This is a genomic window from Geodermatophilus amargosae (assembly GCF_041028265.1).
GTDB classification, from domain to species: Bacteria; Actinomycetota; Actinomycetes; order Mycobacteriales; family Geodermatophilaceae; genus Geodermatophilus; species Geodermatophilus amargosae_A.
In genome coordinates this window covers 44,631-59,819 of record NZ_JABGCW010000002.1, presented here as the reverse complement: position 1 = coordinate 59,819, position 15,189 = coordinate 44,631, and the positions used below count along the sequence as shown (strand labels likewise).

Annotated in this window: 19 protein-coding genes and 1 tRNA gene; 9 read left to right on the top strand and 11 right to left on the bottom strand. The window is 76.3% G+C overall.

Annotation, left to right across the window (positions count from 1 at the left end):
• Nucleotides 1-44 precede the first annotated feature (44 nt).
• Entirely contained in the window at nucleotides 45-1,157 is a 1,113-nt protein-coding gene (locus HLV61_RS01235) for an NAD-dependent epimerase/dehydratase family protein (RefSeq protein WP_369252160.1), read from the top strand.
• A gap of 385 nt (nucleotides 1,158-1,542) precedes the next feature.
• Here HLV61_RS01235 and HLV61_RS01230 read toward each other — a convergent pair whose 3' ends face one another.
• Nucleotides 1,543-2,223, bottom strand: coding sequence for a PaaI family thioesterase (locus HLV61_RS01230; protein ID WP_369252158.1), 681 nt, complete (start codon nucleotides 2,221-2,223; stop codon nucleotides 1,543-1,545).
• Complete coding sequence (locus HLV61_RS01225; RefSeq protein ID WP_369252156.1) at nucleotides 2,216-3,370, bottom strand: acyl-CoA dehydrogenase family protein; 1,155 nt, start codon at nucleotides 3,368-3,370, stop codon at nucleotides 2,216-2,218. The genes HLV61_RS01230 and HLV61_RS01225 overlap by 8 nt, the downstream gene beginning before the upstream one ends.
• 191 nt (nucleotides 3,371-3,561) lie before the next feature.
• On the opposite strand from HLV61_RS01225, the gene HLV61_RS01220 reads away from it, so the two are divergent.
• The gene (locus tag HLV61_RS01220) at nucleotides 3,562-4,056 is read left to right on the top strand and encodes an STAS domain-containing protein (RefSeq protein WP_369252154.1); all 495 of its coding nucleotides are present in this window, start codon (nucleotides 3,562-3,564) and stop codon (nucleotides 4,054-4,056) included.
• Between the two features lie 13 nt (nucleotides 4,057-4,069).
• Here HLV61_RS01220 and HLV61_RS01215 read toward each other — a convergent pair whose 3' ends face one another.
• The gene (locus HLV61_RS01215; protein WP_369252152.1) at nucleotides 4,070-4,924 is read right to left on the bottom strand and encodes an aldo/keto reductase; all 855 of its coding nucleotides are present in this window, start codon (nucleotides 4,922-4,924) and stop codon (nucleotides 4,070-4,072) included.
• Nucleotides 4,925-5,051: 127 nt separating this feature from the next.
• Between HLV61_RS01215 and HLV61_RS01210 the strand changes: the two genes are divergently transcribed.
• Nucleotides 5,052-5,633 (top strand): histidine phosphatase family protein, encoded by a 582-nt coding sequence (locus HLV61_RS01210; RefSeq protein ID WP_369252150.1) that lies wholly within the window; start codon nucleotides 5,052-5,054, stop codon nucleotides 5,631-5,633.
• Here HLV61_RS01210 and HLV61_RS01205 read toward each other — a convergent pair.
• Complete coding sequence (locus HLV61_RS01205) at nucleotides 5,611-6,684, bottom strand: EAL domain-containing protein (protein ID WP_369252148.1); 1,074 nt, start codon at nucleotides 6,682-6,684, stop codon at nucleotides 5,611-5,613. The genes HLV61_RS01210 and HLV61_RS01205 overlap by 23 nt on opposite strands.
• A 121-nt stretch (nucleotides 6,685-6,805) precedes the next feature.
• Here HLV61_RS01205 and HLV61_RS01200 point away from each other — a divergent pair, with 121 nt between their 5' ends.
• Complete coding sequence (locus tag HLV61_RS01200) at nucleotides 6,806-7,420, top strand: TetR/AcrR family transcriptional regulator (protein WP_369252146.1); 615 nt, start codon at nucleotides 6,806-6,808, stop codon at nucleotides 7,418-7,420.
• A gap of 33 nt (nucleotides 7,421-7,453) precedes the next feature.
• Here the strand turns inward: HLV61_RS01200 and HLV61_RS01195 are convergent, their stop codons facing one another.
• On the bottom strand, nucleotides 7,454-7,951 hold the full coding sequence (locus tag HLV61_RS01195) for a DUF427 domain-containing protein (RefSeq protein ID WP_369252144.1): 498 nt from the start codon (nucleotides 7,949-7,951) through the stop codon (nucleotides 7,454-7,456).
• Nucleotides 7,952-7,959: 8 nt separating this feature from the next.
• Nucleotides 7,960-8,190, bottom strand: coding sequence for a DUF3618 domain-containing protein (locus tag HLV61_RS01190; RefSeq protein WP_369252143.1), 231 nt, complete (start codon nucleotides 8,188-8,190; stop codon nucleotides 7,960-7,962).
• 89 nt (nucleotides 8,191-8,279) lie between these two features.
• On the opposite strand from HLV61_RS01190, the gene HLV61_RS01185 reads away from it, so the two are divergent.
• Nucleotides 8,280-8,360: transfer RNA gene (locus HLV61_RS01185), tRNA-Leu, on the top strand.
• A 13-nt stretch (nucleotides 8,361-8,373) separates the two neighbouring features.
• On the opposite strand, the gene HLV61_RS01180 is transcribed toward HLV61_RS01185, so the two are convergent.
• Nucleotides 8,374-9,294, bottom strand: coding sequence for a DUF6910 family protein (locus tag HLV61_RS01180; RefSeq protein WP_369252141.1), 921 nt, complete (start codon nucleotides 9,292-9,294; stop codon nucleotides 8,374-8,376).
• 213 nt (nucleotides 9,295-9,507) lie between these two features.
• Between HLV61_RS01180 and HLV61_RS01175 the strand changes: the two genes are divergently transcribed.
• Together HLV61_RS01175 and HLV61_RS01170 are read left to right on the top strand one after the other, a co-directional pair.
• Complete coding sequence (locus HLV61_RS01175) at nucleotides 9,508-10,359, top strand: hypothetical protein (protein WP_369252139.1); 852 nt, start codon at nucleotides 9,508-9,510, stop codon at nucleotides 10,357-10,359.
• Between the two features lie 29 nt (nucleotides 10,360-10,388).
• Complete coding sequence (locus HLV61_RS01170) at nucleotides 10,389-11,000, top strand: class I SAM-dependent methyltransferase (protein ID WP_369252137.1); 612 nt, start codon at nucleotides 10,389-10,391, stop codon at nucleotides 10,998-11,000.
• A gap of 1 nt (nucleotide 11,001) precedes the next feature.
• Here HLV61_RS01170 and HLV61_RS01165 read toward each other — a convergent pair whose 3' ends face one another.
• The 3 genes from HLV61_RS01165 to rph all read right to left on the bottom strand — a co-directional run bounded on the left by HLV61_RS01165 (nucleotide 11,002) and on the right by rph (nucleotide 13,497).
• Complete coding sequence (locus HLV61_RS01165) at nucleotides 11,002-12,087, bottom strand: HPP family protein (RefSeq protein ID WP_369252135.1); 1,086 nt, start codon at nucleotides 12,085-12,087, stop codon at nucleotides 11,002-11,004.
• A 79-nt stretch (nucleotides 12,088-12,166) separates the two neighbouring features.
• Nucleotides 12,167-12,778, bottom strand: coding sequence for an RdgB/HAM1 family non-canonical purine NTP pyrophosphatase (gene rdgB / locus HLV61_RS01160; RefSeq protein ID WP_369252133.1), 612 nt, complete (start codon nucleotides 12,776-12,778; stop codon nucleotides 12,167-12,169).
• A complete protein-coding gene (rph, locus tag HLV61_RS01155) occupies nucleotides 12,775-13,497 on the bottom strand; it encodes a ribonuclease PH (protein WP_369252131.1) in 723 nt (240 codons plus the stop codon). The genes rdgB and rph overlap by 4 nt, the downstream gene beginning before the upstream one ends.
• A 60-nt stretch (nucleotides 13,498-13,557) precedes the next feature.
• Between rph and HLV61_RS01150 the strand changes: the two genes are divergently transcribed.
• Nucleotides 13,558-13,962 carry a YjbQ family protein gene (locus HLV61_RS01150; RefSeq protein WP_369252129.1) on the top strand — a complete coding sequence of 135 codons (405 nt, stop codon included), beginning with the start codon at nucleotides 13,558-13,560 and terminating at the stop codon, nucleotides 13,960-13,962.
• Nucleotides 13,963-14,009: 47 nt separating this feature from the next.
• A complete protein-coding gene (gene bcp / locus HLV61_RS01145; RefSeq protein WP_369252127.1) occupies nucleotides 14,010-14,498 on the top strand; it encodes a thioredoxin-dependent thiol peroxidase in 489 nt (162 codons plus the stop codon).
• A gap of 8 nt (nucleotides 14,499-14,506) precedes the next feature.
• Here the strand turns inward: bcp and HLV61_RS01140 are convergent, their stop codons facing one another.
• Nucleotides 14,507-15,097, bottom strand: a complete 591-nt coding sequence (locus tag HLV61_RS01140) for a QsdR family transcriptional regulator (protein WP_369252125.1) — start codon at nucleotides 15,095-15,097, stop codon at nucleotides 14,507-14,509.
• Between the last annotated feature and the right edge of the window lie 92 nt (nucleotides 15,098-15,189).

Sequence of the window (15,189 nt, the reverse complement as noted above, 5' to 3'; positions counted from 1 at the left end):
CGGGCTCCCCGGTTGCGGTCCGGCGGTGCGGGTAGCGCCTGGACATGGCTGATCTCCCCAGTGCCCACCTCAACGGCCTGAAGGTCGCCGTCACCGGCGCGAGCGGCAACGTCGGCACGGCGCTGCTGCGGCGGCTGACCGCGCCCGGCAGCGGCGTCGCCGAGGTCCGCGGACTGGCCCGCCGGAACCCGCCGGACGTCGAGCCGTACTCCTCCGTCACCTGGTACACGGCCGACCTCGGTGAGACGTCCAGCGAGCAGGCGCTGACCAACCTGCTCGAGGGCGTGGACGCGGTCGTGCACCTGGCGTGGGCGCTGCAGCCGGGGCGCAAGACCGACGAACTGCACGAGGTGAACGTCGACGGCACGCGCCGGGTGATGCGCGCCGCGGTGGCCGCCGGGGTGCAGCACGTGGTGCACATGTCCTCCCTGGGCGCCTATGCCGCGGGCGGCGGGGACCGCCCGGTGGCCGAGGACTGGCCGGTCACCGGCATCCCGAGCTCCCAGTACAGCCGGCAGAAGTCCGAGGCCGAGCGGGTCGTGCGCGACGTCGTCGGCCGCCGGCAGGACGTCACGCTGACCGTCGTCCGGCCCACCCTGGTGCTGCAGCCGGAGGCGGCGAGCGAGATCGGCCGCTACTTCCTCGGGCCGCTGCTGTTCGGCGCGGCCCGGCTGGTGCCCGGCCAGGTCGCCTCGCTGCTGCCGTTGCCCCTGCCGTCGCTGCGGGTCGGGTTCGTGCACGCCGACGACGTCGGCGACGCGATCACCCGCATGCTCGACCGGCGCGTGCCGGGCCCGTTCAACCTCTCGGCCGACCCGGCGCTGGACGCCGACGGGATCGCGCGGGCGCTGGGCACCACCCGGGTGCCGGTGCCGGCGGCGGTGCTGCGCGCCGGGCTGAGCGCGGCGTTCCACGCGCACCTGACCCCCACCGAACCGGGCTGGCTGGACCTCGGCCTGCAGTCGCCGGTGCTCGAGACGGCCCGGGCGCGCACGCAGCTGGGCTGGCAGCCGGCCCACCGCGGCGACGACGTCCTGCGCCAGTTCGTCGCCGCCCTCGGCCGTGGCGACGGCGGCCCGGGCCCGCTGCTGGCCGCGACCGGCGGCCGCGAGCACGACCCCGCCGGCGATCCGCGGAACGTCCCCAACCCCCGCTGAGGGCCCGGCATCCCGTCGGTCCGGAGCCCTGAGCTGCACGTTCGCCCTCCACAGGCATTGCTCCGCCTGGCGTTCGAACGTGCGATGGAACCGTGACGGGATCCTCGACCGCGGTGCCCGACGCACCGGCCGTGACGCCTCCGGGTGTCGGCTGGGCGTCGGGACCGCTGGGTGGGGTGCAGGCCGCCGACCGGGAGATCGCCCGGCAGACCGCGCGGCGGTACCGGGCGATCGCGGCGTTCGCCGCGACCCGCCGGCGTCACCCGACCGGGCGCAGGGTGAGCGCGGAACGATGGCGACCGAGCGGTGGGCGGCGCGGGCGCGGGTGCTGCGTCCGGTCAGCGGCCACCGGGCCCCCGCCCCACCGAGGCCCCGGCGCGTCGGCTCAGGAGCGGGTGGTCCAGGCGCCGACGCTGCGGCCGGTGGCGGAGAAGACGTCGGCGGCCTGCTCGGCGCGCAGGGCCACGAACAGGCCCTCGGCCTCGGCGAGCACCACCTCGGGGCTGTCCTCCGCGACCAGCCGCGCGTGCGCGGTGGTCCGCCGGCCGACGGTCTCGCCCATCTCGGCGGTGAGCAGCAGCGGCACGCCGAGGTGCACCGGACGCCGGTAGGTCACCGTCAGCGTGGCGGTCAGCCCCCCGCGGCCGGCGGCGCGCAGGGCGCGGGCCAGCACGTGGTCGAGCAGCGTGGCCACCACTCCACCGTGCACGAGCCCGGGCGGCCCCTCGTGCGGCTTGCCCACGGTGACCCGTCCGGTCGCCGTCCCGTCCGGGGTGTCCGAGGCCACCAGCGGCGGCGCCACCGGGCTGCCCGGGCCGTACACCGGGCTGTACCAGCGCTCGCCGGTCTCGGGGTCGTCGACGCGGGCGATCTCGTGCAGCTCCCGGCGCCGCGCCCGCAGCCGGCCGGCCAGTTCCCGCGCGGCGACGGCGGCCGCCGCCAGCTGGGCGTCGTCGACCTCCGTGCGGACCGCGGCGTCGACCAGGTCGCGCAGCGCGTCCCCCAGCTCACCGACCGCGACCCGGCGGACGGCCCGCTCCTCGGGTGTCAGCGGCGCCTCAGCCACGCGGCATGCCGGCCGCGCGCAGCAGCCCGCTGCCGACGATGACCCGCTGCACCTCGCTGGTGCCCTCGTAGAGCCGGTACAGGCGGGCATCGCGGTAGAAGCGCTCGACCGGGGTGGTGCGCAGGTAGCCCAGGCCGCCGTGCACCTGCACCGCGCGGTCGGTCGCGCGGCCGACCATCTCGCTGCACCACAGCTTCGCCGACGACGGACCGATCGAGGTGTCCTCACCGGAGTCGTAGCGGGCGGCGACCTCGCGGACCATCGCCCGGCCCGCCAGCCACTCGGAGTGCAGGTCGGCGATCAGCGCCTGCACCAGCTGGAAGCGGCCGATCGGGGCGCCGCCCTGCCGGGCGGTGGACGCGTAGGCCACCGACTCGTCGAGCACCCGCTGCGCCATGCCGACGCACAGCGCGGCGATGTGCAGCCGCCCCCGGGACAGGACCGTGAGCGCCTTCGAGTAGCCGCGGCCCTCCTCGCCGATCAGCGCGTCGGCGGGCACGTGCACGTCGTCGAAGAACACCTCGGACGTCCAGGCGCCCGACTGGCCCATCTTCTTGTCCCTGGGGCCGAGCGTGACCCCGGGCGCCTCGGCGTCGACGACGAAGCTGGAGATGCCCCGGCCGCCCTTCTCCTCCGGGTCGGTCCGGGCGAAGACGACGAAGAGGTCGGCCAGCGGCGCGTTGGTGATGTAGCGCTTGGCACCGTTGACCACCCAGCCGTCGCCGTCACGGCGGGCGCTGGTGCGCAGGCCCGCGGGGTCCGAGCCGGCCTCGGCCTCGGTGAGGGCGAAGGAGCCGATCAGCTCACCGGCGGACAGGCGGGGCAGGTAGGCCTTCTTCTGCTCCTCGCTGCCGAAGCGGGCGATCACCTGGCCGGCGATGCCGTTGTTGGTGCCGAACAGCGAGCGGAAGGCCGGCGTCGTGTAGCCGAACTCGAAGGCGAGCTCGACGTCCTCGCTCATCGAGACGCCGAGGCCGCCGTACTCCGCGGGGAGGGCGTAGCCGAACAGGCCCATGTCGGCGGCCGCGCCGCGCAGTTCCTCGGGGATGCGGTCGTCGAGGTCGATCTCCTCCTCGCGGGGGACGACCACCTCCCGCACGAGCTGCCGAACCGCGAGCCGGATCTGCGTGAAGTCCTCGGCGTCCACGCCTCCATGGTGCCGCCTGCGGGGGGAGGACGCCGAGCCGGGGGTGCAACACCTACCGGGCGGTGTTGCAGGCCGACGGTCCGAACTGTCGGTCGCCGTCTGAGCACTCCCCGTTGCTCGTCACCGTGAGCCGCACTAGCGTCACCCACGGCACCCGAACCAGCGGCGCCGCGCACACCACCGGAGTCCCCGTGCACCTCTCCGTCGCCGTCGTGCCCGCTCCCGGCCAGGTCGTCGTCCGCATCACCGGCGACGCCGGCCGCCCGACGCTGCCCCGCCTCGCCGCCGGTCTGACCCGCGCGGCCGAGCACGGGACGGCCAGCGTGGTCGTCGACGTGGCCGGCGTGCGTTTCCGCGACGGCGCGGCCCTGCGCACCCTGGCCGGTTTCAGCGACACGCTCACCGCGGCGGGGCGGCAGTGCCGGGTGGTCGGGGCTCCGGCGGTCACCCGGCGCCTGGTGGCCGAGGCCGGCCTCGCCGGCGTCCTCGAGCTCGACGGACCGCTCACCGGCGCGGACCCGGTGCGGCCCCGGCCGCGGCCGCCGTCGGATCCCCCCGCCACCGCCGAGTGGCAGCCGCCGGCGCGCGAGGAGCCGCGGTGGCCGCGGTCGGCGGCGCACCCGATGCGGGGACCCGCCGGCGAGTCCCGCCGACGAGTCCCCGTCCCCCTCGACCGCTGGCGGTAGCGGGCCTCGGGCCTCAGGCCAGCGCGTCCAGGCGGGCCACGTCCTCGTCGGAGAGGGCCAGCCGCGCCGCGCCCATGTTCTCGGTGAGGTGCTCGACGGACTTGGTGCCCGGGATGGGGAGCACGACCGGCGACTTCTGCAGCAGCCAGGCGAGCGCGACCTGCGCCGGGGTGGCGTCCAGCTCCCGGGCGACGTCGGCGACCGGGCTGTGCGGGGCGGCGAGGTCACCGGTCGCGATCGGGAACCACGGGATGAACGCGATCCCGTTCTCGGTGGCGAAGTCCAGGACGTCCTGCGACTGCCGGTTCGTCAGGTTGTAGAGGTTCTGGACGCTGACGACCTCGACGATCTCCCGCGCCGAGCGCAGCTCGTCCACCGAGACCTCGGAGACGCCGATGTGGCGGACCTTGCCCTCGTCCTGCAGCTCCTTGAAGGCACCGAGCTGGTCGGCCAGCGGCACGTCGGCGTCGATGCGGTGCAGCTGGATCAGGTCGATCCGCTCGACCCGCAGGTGGCGCAGGGACAGCTCGACCTGCTGCCTGAGGTACGCCGGGCGGCCGACCGGCGTCCAGATGCCCGGGCCCTGGCGGGTGAGCCCGGCCTTGGTGGCGATGACCAGGTCCTCGGGGTACGGGTGCAGGGCCTCGGCGATGATCTGCTCGCTGACGAAGGGCCCGTAGGAGTCGGCGGTGTCGATGAGGTCGACGCCCTGCTCGACGGCGGCACGGACCACGCGGATCGCGCCGTCACGGTCGGCCGGCTCGCCCCAGACGCCGGGGCCGGGCAGCTGCATGGCGCCGTAGCCCAGCCGGTGGACGGTCAGGTCGCCGCCGATGGCGAAGGTGTCGGCAGGTGCGGTCGCGGTCATGGACCCTCCGGGTGCGCGGTGCCCCGGATCGGCTGCCCGGGGTCTCGTCGTCGCCAGCACGGCGGCCCGCGCGGGTCTTCCCGGAGGGCCGGGATGTGACCGGCGACACGCAGAGGAGAGGACGGCGATGGGCGAGATCCTGGTGCTCCGGCACGGCGCGACGGAGTGGAGCAGGAGCGGTCAGCACACCGGCGTCACCGATCTGCCCCTGTTGCCCGAGGGCGAGGAGCGGGCCCGCTCGCTGGCCCCGGCCCTCGCCCGGCGGGACGTCGTGGAGGTATGGGTCAGCCCCCTGCAGCGGGCCCGGCGCACCGCCGAGCTGGCCGGGCTGACCGCCACCGCCGTCGACGAGGACCTCGTCGAGCTCGACTACGGCGGGTACGAGGGCCGCACCACCGCCGAGATCAGCGAGGAGCTCGGCCGCGAGTGGTCGGTCTGGCGCGACCCGATCGTCCCGGGCGAGACCCCCGGCGAGACGCTCGAGCAGGTCGGCGAGCGGGTGGACCGGGTGCTGGGACGCGCCCGGGCCAGGCTGGACGACGGCGACGTCGTCCTCGTGGCGCACGGGCACCTGCTGCGCGTCCTGACCGCGCGGTGGCTGGGGCTCGCGCCCGCGGCGGGGGCGCTGTTCGCGCTGCCGGCCGGTGCCTACGGCTCACTCGGGCACGAGCACGCGCGCCCGGCGCTCACGGGGTGGGGGCTGGGCTGACCGGCGCGGCGGGCCGGCCGAACAGCCACCCCTGAGCGAGGTCGGCGCCGAGCGCGGCGACCTCCTCGGCGACCTGCTCGGTCTCCACACCCTCCGCGACGACGACCGCGCCGAGCCGGTGCGCGTGCCCGGCCACCGTGCGCACCACCGCGCGGGCGCCGTCGTCGGGCAGCGCGGACACCAGCGCGCGGCCGAGCTTGACGACGTCGGGGCGGACGACGTCGAGCAGCGAGCGGCTCGACCAGCCGGCGGCCACCTCGTCCAGCGCCACCCGCCAGCCGCGCGCCCGGTAGGACTCCAGGACGGCGAGCAGGTGCCCGCGGTCGGCGACGGCGGCCCGCTCCCCCACCTCGAGCACCAGCTGCCGCGGCTGCAGGCCGGCGGCCTCCAGGGCCTCGACGGTGCTGGCCAGGTCGGCGTCGGGGTGCAGCACCGAGGTCGGCTGGGTGTTGACGAACAGGTCGGCCCCGCCCAGCCAGCCGGCCGCGCCGGCGATCGCGCACTCGCGGCCGACCCGGTCCAACCGCGGCAGCCACCCGGCGGAGTCGGCCACGAAGAACAGGTCTCCGCCGTCGACGGTGCGCCCGTCGGAGTCGCCGCGCAGCAGCGCCTCGTGCGCGACCACGGCGCGGTCGGCCAGGGCCACCACCGGCTGGTACGCCGACCACAGCTCGGCCTCGGCCAGCACCCCCACCTCGGCGGTCACCGCGCGGCGGGCCAGCTCCTGCGCGAGCGTCGGCGCGGTGAGCAGGGCGGTCGCCAGCGCGGTGTACTCCTCGGCCGGGTCGGTGGCCACCCGCACCGCCTCGGCCTCGGCGCCGGTCAGCGCACGGGAGAGCCGGTCGAAGAACAGCTCGACGCCCACGCCGTCGCGCTCGTCGGAGAGGTCGAGCAGGCCGGGCGCCGAGAACACCGACAGTCCCACCGAACGGGCGACGGCGGCCACGGCGGGCAGCACGTTCTCCTCCGCGGTCGCCAGCAGCACACGGGTCGCGGCCTCGGGCAGGGGCCACTCCTCGCGCCGCCGCACCGCGCCGATCGGACTCGCCACGCGCAGCAGGATGACCGACCCGTCCGGCGGGGTCGGGCAGGCGCGCGGACCGGATCCGGCCGGGCCCGGTACCGCGTCGCGGACCGGCCTCAACGAGCGCCGATGGCCCTAGTGTCGATCCATGACCGCACTCGTCACCGAGCCGCCGACGCGCGCAGGCCGCGGCGGCCGTCCGCGGGACCCGAGCCGCGACGACGTCATCCGCGCAGCGATCCTGCAGCTGCTCGGCGAGGTCGGCTACGGCGCGCTGACCATGGACGCCGTGGCCGCGGAGGCCGGCGTCGGGAAGGCGACGATCTACCGTCGCTGGCGCACCAAGCAGGACCTCGTCGTCGACACCGTGTCCGACCTCAACCGGGCGTGGACGGTCGACGTCGACACCGGGTCGCTGGAGGGCGACCTGCGTTCGCTGGTGCACCGGATGGTGGAGATGATGGCCAGCCCGGTCGGGGCGGCCACCCGCTCGCTGCTGGCCGCGATGCAGCACGAGCCGGCGCTGATCGAGGCGTTCCGGGAGGGGCCGCTGGCGGTGTGGCGGCGGGCCTACGACGAGCTGTGGGCCCGGGCGCAGGCCCGCGGCGAGGTCGGCCCGGGGCTGCCGCAGTCGATCCCGGCCGAGGCCACCACCGCGCTGCTGGTACAGCGCTGGATGGTCACCCGCGAGCCGGTGGACGCCGCCTACGCCGACGCGGTGCTCGAGACCGTCGTGCTCCCGCTGGTCCGCCGGGCGGGCTGAGCCTCCCCGGCAGCGCGGTCACCAGCACCGCGGTCACCAGCCCAGCGTGCCCGGCTCGCCCTTGAACGGGCCGACGACCTCGCCGGTGATCCAGCCGCCGTAGAAGTCCCCGGCCTGCGCGCGCACCTGCTCCCCGTCGACCAGGGCCCGCTCCACCTTGCTCGGGTAGAAGGCCACCGCCCCGCGCAGGTGCTCGTAGCCGGGGGTCGGCTGCTCGTAGGACCAGCCCACCGCGGGGTACCGCCGGCCGTCGACGACGGCGTCCCAGTAGGTGGCCTGGCCCTTCCACTCGCACCACGACGAGCCGCGACCCTGCTCCAGCACCCCGGGGACGACGTCGTCCCGGGGCACGTAGTAGACCGGCGGGTGGCTGGTCTCGCAGACCCGCACCGCCCGGGTGGAGTCGGCGACGACCCGCCCGCCCAGCTCGACGACGACGCGGCGGGGCGTGACCTCGGCCGAGGGCGGGCGCGGGTAGTCCCACACCGACTCCTGGCCGGGGCCGGCGGGGTCCCGCCGGGGCGGACGCACGGGGTCGCTCAGCCCCTGCGGTGCCGGACCTTCTGGACGACGACGAGCGTCACCAGCAGGCCGAGGGCACCGATGGTCGCCTTGCCGGCGGTCGAGGTCAGGAACCGCTGCACGGCGTCCCTGCCCTGGGCCTTGAGCCGCGTCGGGCTGCCCCGGTAGGCGAGGTGGTCCAGGGTCGCCGCCAGGGACTCACGGGCGGCGTCGATCTCCAGCTGGATCTCTCGAGGGTCGCGAGGCACGGCGACAGCCTGCCAGACACGGCGCCGACCGGCCCGTTCCGACGATCACGGCACCCGGCCGGGCGACCGGTCCTAGACTCGGCGGCCACGCGGGAGTGGTGTAACGGCAGCCACGCCAGACTTAGGATCTGGTGCCCTCGGGCGTGCGGGTTCGAGTCCCGCCTCCCGCACTCGACGGGCCCCTCAGTCCAGGGTCACGGTCAGCTCGACCTGCGGCGAGGGCAGGTCCGGGTCGTCGGCGTCCACCACGGCCAGCAGGTCCACCCGGTCGCCGCCGGTCCCGCGCAGGGCCAGCCCCTCGACCTTGACCACCCGGCCCTCCACCTCCGGGACGGGCGCCACGTCGAGCACCCGGCCGCCGTCGGCCAGGACGAGGGCGGTGGCCACCACGGGTCCGTCGTCGACGGCGTTCGGGGTGTCCTCCGCCGCCGCCGACAGCAGCTCCCGGCCGCCGGGCAGCGCGACGGCGTCGGTGACCGCCAGCCCGACGCCGGCCACCTCGCCGAGGTCGAGCACGTGCACCGCGCCGAGGCGCACCGAGCCCGGGCCGGCCCGTCCGAGCAGGACCGCGACCAGGTCCGCGAGGGGGACCTCGACACCGGCGTTCGGCACCCCGGCGGCGAGGTTGCCGCGCTGGTACCAGCGCAGCACGTCGCCCGCGCGGCTGGCACCCTCCAGGTTCAGCTGCCCGAGCGGCACACCGAGCCGGTCGGCGACCGCGGCGTAGAGCGGCCCGAGGTCGGCCGCCCGCACCGAGGGCCGGTCGCCGTCGAGGGTGACCAGCACCCCGCGCATGCGCCGGCCGGTCGACCCCGACCCGAGCAGCAGCACCGCCTCCCGCCCGTCGGCCTCCACCGGGCAGGCCGTCTCGAGGTCGGGCTTGAGCGACTTGGTGCCGGCCGCCTCGGAGAACCGGTCGTGCCCCTCCACCGGGGGGAACAGCCGCACCGGCACCACCCCGCCGGGACGCTGCCAGGCGGCGGAGGTCGCGTCGTCCTGCGCCACGAGCCAGCCGTCGCCCAGCGGGGCGAGGCCGGAGGCCGCGGTCACCGGCGTCCCGTCGTCGAAGCGGAGCCCGCGCACGGCGGTGAGGTCGACACGCACGCACCCCCCGTGCCCAGCCGGCGGCCGGGCCACGCCGGGGCAGATCACACGATCTGCATCCTCGCAGCTCAGCACGCTGAGCCCGGCGGAACGCGGCTGCACGGCCGCCGCGGCCGACGTAGTGTCGGGAGGAGCCGGCCGGCCGCACGACGGGGTGCCCGGGGCCGGCCCCTCCCCCGCACGCAGTCCCCCGGACACGACCCGTCGGAGCCCATGACCTCCCCCCGCACCGAGACCGGCCTCCTCCCCGGCACCGACCGCGAGCCGACCCCCGAGAAGCCGCGCACCTCGCTGACCGTCACCCAGGTGTGCGCCGGCGCCCTCGCCGCCGTCTCCGCGGCGGTGCTCGCCTCCTTCTTCGGCGTCGCCGGCACCGTGATCGGCGCAGCCCTCGTCAGCGTGGTCAGCACGGTCGGCTCCGCGCTCTACAGCACGTCCCTCAACCGGACCAGCGAGAAGCTCAGGAAGGCCCGCGAGCAGCTGGGCACCCGGCCGGTCCCCGCGTCCGGCGACGCGCCGACCCGCGAGCTGCCGGCGCACCTCGACCCGCGCCGGGCCCCGGCCGCACCGCGGCGGCGGATCCGGTGGCCGCGCGTGGCCGGATACGCCGCCGCCGTCTTCCTCCTGGCCATGGGGATCGTCACCGCCGTCGAGCTGATCGGCCGGCAGCCGGTCTCGGCGCTCGTCGGCGGCACCGACACCTCGTCGTCGTCCACCACGATCGGGGAGCTGTCCAACGCCTCGTCCTCGCGCGACGTGTCGCCGACGGACACCGACCCGACCGACCCCGCGGATCCCTCCACCGAGGCTCCCGCCCCGGGGACGACGGAGGCCGGCACGGAGGACGGCACGGAGGACGGCACGGAGGACCCGGCCACCCCCACCGACGAGTCGGACGGGTCCGCGCCCGTGCCCGGGAGCGGCGACACCGACGGCGAGCAGGCCGACGAGTCCGCGCCGGCCGAGCCGTCGACCCAGGCCCCGCAGAGCGGCTCGGACAGCGGCTCGGACAGCGACCCGGGCAGCGGCTCGGGCAGCGGTTCCGGGGCCTCGCCGACCGCCTGAGGTCCCGCCGCCGGCCCTACGGTGGCGCGATGGGCCTCTACGCCGACCGGCTGCGGCCGCGCCTGCACGACTCCGCCCTCGGGCCCCGGGTCACCGGCGCCATCCGCCGGCGGGTCTGCGCCGACCTGGCCGGCGACGTGCTGGAGATCGGCTTCGGGTCCGGGCACAACCTCCCGCACCTCCCGGCGGCGGTCACCGGCGTGTGGGCGGTCGAGCCCTCGGCCACGGCGCTGCGGCTGTCCGAGGAACGGCGCGCCGCCTCCCCCGTCCCCGTCGTCGTGGCCGGCGACGACGCCCGGTCCCTGCCCTTCCCCGACGACCGCTTCGACGCCGCCCTCTGCACCTGGGTGCTGTGCGGGATCCCCGGCGCCGCCGTGGCGCTGGCCGAGGTCGCCCGCGTCCTGCGTCCCGGCGGCGTCCTGCACCTCGTCGAGCACGGCCGGGCGCCGGACCCCGGCGTGCGGCGGCTGCAGCGCCTCGGCAACCCGGTCAACCGGAGGGTGTCCGGCTGCGTCCTCGACGACGACGTCGAGGCGCTGCTGGCGGCCGCACCCCTGACCGTCACCCGGCTCGCGCACTGGTACGAGCCGGGCGCACCGAGGTCGCTCGGGTCGATGTACGAGGGCCGGGCGACCGCCTGACTCAGGAGCCGACCAGTGCCCGGTGCAGGACGGCGACCAGCTCGGCGCGGGTGACGATCCCGGCCAGCCGGCCCTCGCCGTCGACCACCGGCAGGTGCCGCAGGCCGCGGTCGGCCATGAGCCCGACCAGCTCCGAGACGTGGGTGCCGACGCCGACCGTGGTGACCGGGCTGCTCATCACCTCCGCCACCGGGTCGAGCGCCACGACCTCCAGGTTGAACAGGTCGTACACGGTGACGATGCCGACCACGCGGCGGTCGTCGGTGACCACCGGGAGCGCCTTCACCGCGTGCTGGTTCATCAGCATCCGCGCCCGGTAGAGGGTCTCCTGCGGCTGCACGGTGCGGACGTCGCGCTCCATGAGCGCTCCCACCCGCAGCTGCCCGAGCCGGCGGTCCAGCGCGTGCGCCTCGGCGTCGCGGACCAGCGCCAGGACGTCGCCGGGCAGCACGTCCAGGCCGCGGTCCAGCCGCTGCATCGCCGCCCGGACGTCCTCGGCCTGCAGCCCGACCCGCTCGGTGGGCGGCGCCTCGGGACCGGACCGCGGCGGCTCGGGCACGTGGGGGTAGGGCCGCCCGGTCAGGTTGTTCACCAGCGCCGCGACCAGCAGCAGGACGACCGTGTCGACGCCGACCGGCCACAGCGCGAACGCCCAGCCGTGGTCGGTCACCGCCGATCCGCCGACGGCGGTGAACAGCGCGCAGGCGCCACCCGGCGGGTGCACGCAGCGCAGCACCATCATCAGCGGGATCGCCACGCCCACGGCGACCGCCGCGGCCAGCGTGACGTCGTCGACCAGCCTGCCGGCGGCCACCCCGACCAGCGTGGACACCGTGTTGCCCACCACCACCGGGTAGGGCTGGGCCAGCGGGCTGGCCGGGGCGGCGAACAGCAGCACCGCGGTGGCGCCCATCGGCGCGACGATCCACGGCAGCCCGGCCGGTCCCCCGGGTACGGCGTGCGCGGTGACCGCGGCCAGCGCGATGCCGGCCAGCGCGCCGAACCCGCCGCGCAGCACCTCCGAGCGGCGGTACCCCACCGGCCCGGGACGCAGCCCGGCCCTCCACGCACCGACGTCCGCGCGCACCGCGCTCCCCTCCCGCAGACGCCCCCGCCCGCGCGGGCGCAGACAGTACGTCGTCGCGGGCCCCCGTGGGGTCTCCCGGTCAGCTCCGGCCGAGGGCCTGGGCGACCACCGGGACCAGCGCGGCGAAGGCCTGGCCGCGGTGGCTGCGGGCGTCCTTCTCCGCGGGCTCGAGCTCGGCCGAGGTGAGCTCCAGGCCGTCGGGCACGAACACCGGGTCGTAGCCGAAGCCGTTGCTGCCGCGCGGCTCGCGGACCACCCTGCCGCGCCACTGCCGCTCGACCACCGACTCGGCGCCGTCGGGGGTGACGAGTGCCGCGGCGCAGACGAACGCCGCGCCCCGCCGCTCGTCGGGGACGTCGGCGACCTGACCCAGCAGCAGTGCGGTGTTGGCGGCGTCGTCGCCGTGCCGCCCCGACCAGCGCGCCGACAGCACCCCCGGCATGCCGTTGAGCGCGTCGACGGCGATCCCCGAGTCGTCGGCCACCGCCGGCAGGCCGGTGTGGCGGACCGCCTCGCGCGCCTTGAGCAGCGCGTTCTCCGCGAACGTCGCGCCGGTCTCCGGGGCCTCCGGGTACTCCGGCACGTCGCGCAGGCCGACCACCTCGACCCCCGGGACGGCGTCGGACAGCAGCCGCTGCAGCTCGGCGAGCTTGCCGGCGTTGCGGGTGGCGAGCAGCAGCCGGGTGGTCACCGGCCCAGCGCCTCTGTCTGGACGCGGGTGAGCTCGGCGCACCCGGTGACGGCGAGGTCGAGCAGCCGGTCGAGGGTCGCCCGGTCGAACACCGCGCCCTCGGCGGTGCCCTGCACCTCGACGAACCCGCCCTCGCCGGTGCAGACCACGTTCATGTCGGTGCCGGCGCGCACGTCCTCCTCGTAGGCGAGGTCCAGGCGCGGCTCGCCGTCGACGACGCCGACGCTGACCGCGGCCACCGACTGCGCGAGCGGGTCCTTCTTCGCCAGCTTCTTCCGGTCGCCCAGCCAGGAGACGGCGTCGGCGAGGGCCACGTACGCCCCGGTGATGGCCGCCGTCCGGGTGCCGCCGTCGGCCTGCAGGACGTCGCAGTCGAGCGCGATGCTGTTCTCCCCCAGGGCCGCGAGGTCGATCGAGGCGCGCAGCGAGCGGCCGATGAGCCGGCTGATCTCGTGGGTGCGGCCGCCGATCTTGCCCCGGACCGACTCGCGGTCACCGCGGGTGTGCGTGGCCCGCGGCAGCATCGCGTACTCGGCGGTCACCCAGCCCAGGCCCGAGCCCCTGCGCCAGCGCGGCACGCCCTCGGTGACGCTGGCGGCGCACAGCACGCGGGTGCGGCCGAACTCGACGAGCACCGAGCCCTCGGCGTGGTCGAGCCAGTTGCGGGTGATGGTCACCGGGCGGAGCTGGTCGGCCGTGCGGCCGTCGGGGCGGGTCACGGACGCCGAGCCTATCGACGCCGGCTCGCCGTCCCCGCCGGGAGCGGCCACGATCGTCCCGTGCGATCGGAGCTGCGGACGGTGCGGACCGGCGGGGTGGCGGTGGTGGCCGACCTGACCGTGGAGTGCGAGGAGTTCGTCGGCAGCGAGGGCGACGGCCTGCTGCACGTCTTCGTCCCGCACGCCACGGCCGGGCTCGCGGTCATCGAGACCGGCTCGGGCAGCGACGACGACCTGCTCGCCCAGCTCGACGAGCTGCTGCCCCGCGACGACCGCTGGCGGCACCGGCACGGCAGCCCCGGCCACGGCCGCGACCACGTGCTGCCGGCGTTCCTGCCGCCGCACCTGAGCGTCCCGGTGCTCGAGGGCCGGCTGCAGCTGGGCACCTGGCAGCGGATCTGCCTGGTCGACCCGAACCGCGACAACCCCCAGCGGCACGTGCGGCTGTCCTTCCTCCGCGGCTGACGCCCCACCCGCACGCGCCGTCGTCCCGGCACGGCAGGATGCCGGGCATGACCGAGACCGTGCCCGCTCCCGTCCGCCTGGCGCCCGGTGACCCGGCGCCGGACTTCACGCTCCCCGACGCCGAGGGCCGGCCGGTCTCCCTCGCCGACCACCGCGGCCGGCGGGTGATCGTCTACTGCTACCCGGCGGCGCTCACCCCCGGCTGTACCACCCAGGCCGTCGACTTCACCGCCGCGGCCGGCGAGCTGGCCGAGTCCGGGCTCGACATCATCGGCATCTCCCCCGACCCGCCGGAGAAGCTGCAGCGCTTCCGCGAGCAGGAGGGCCTGGGCATCACGCTGCTGTCCGACCCGGACAAGCGCGTGCTGACCGCCTACGGCGCCTTCGGCACCAAGAAGCTGTACGGCAAGGAGGTGCAGGGGGTCATCCGCTCGACCTTCGTCGTCGACGCCGAGGGGCGCGTCGAGCGGGCCGCCTACAACGTCAAGGCCACCGGGCACGTCGCCAAGCTGCGGCGGGAGCTCGGCCTGGGCTGACCCCGGGCTCAGTCGGTGCGGAGTCCGAGGACGCCGGTCACCAGGGCGTCGACCACCGTGGTCGCGGCCTTGAGGTCGGGGTCGCGGGCCACCATGACGTCGGAGTAGAGGAACGACTCCCCGAGGCGGACGACCGCGTAGGCCAGCATCGGCAGCTGGACCTCCGAGGACAACCCGCGCTGCTCGACGTCGCGCTCGAACAGGTCGGTGTAGGCCTCGACCAGCCGCGGCTGTACCCGGCCGCGCGGGTCGGTGAGCACCCGCAGCGCGGTGGTCGGTTCGTCGTCGATGAACCGCCGCAGCGACGGCGCGGTGCCGAGCACGTGGCGGAAGTCCTCGATGATCGCCAGGCTGCGCAGCCGGCCGGCGGGCTCGGCTCCCTCGGGGCGGGCGTCGTGCGCCTGCGCGGCCCGCTGCAGCGTCCGTTCGGCCAGCCACCACATCGCCTCGCCGAGGATGGCGTCGCGGTTGCCGACGCGGCGGAACAGCGTCACCCGCGAGATGCCCAGCTGGCCGGCGAGCGTGGTGGTGTCCAGCCGCTCGCCGTCGAGGAGGGTGCGCGCCGCCCGACGGACGACCTCTTCCCGGGGCGCGATCACGGTGCGAGCGTAGGCGCGCCTGACCTGCGGGTACACGACTGCGCCACTGCCTTCACCCGCGCGCAGGAGGGCGGCCACCGTGCGTGCACGGT

Bases quoted from the DNA above. Each gene is read 5' to 3' on its own strand.
- HLV61_RS01235 (WP_369252160.1), top strand. From the start codon at position 45: ATGGCTGATCTCCCCAGTGCCCACCTCAACGGCCTGAAGGTCGCCGTC.
- HLV61_RS01215 (WP_369252152.1), bottom strand. From the start codon at position 4,924: ATGACCGCGACCGCACCTGCCGACACCTTCGCCATCGGCGGCGACCTG.
- HLV61_RS01210 (WP_369252150.1), top strand. From the start codon at position 5,052: ATGGGCGAGATCCTGGTGCTCCGGCACGGCGCGACGGAGTGGAGCAGG.
- HLV61_RS01200 (WP_369252146.1), top strand. From the start codon at position 6,806: ATGACCGCACTCGTCACCGAGCCGCCGACGCGCGCAGGCCGCGGCGGC.
- HLV61_RS01175 (WP_369252139.1), top strand. From the start codon at position 9,508: ATGACCTCCCCCCGCACCGAGACCGGCCTCCTCCCCGGCACCGACCGC.
- HLV61_RS01170 (WP_369252137.1), top strand. From the start codon at position 10,389: ATGGGCCTCTACGCCGACCGGCTGCGGCCGCGCCTGCACGACTCCGCC.
- bcp (WP_369252127.1), top strand. From the start codon at position 14,010: ATGACCGAGACCGTGCCCGCTCCCGTCCGCCTGGCGCCCGGTGACCCG.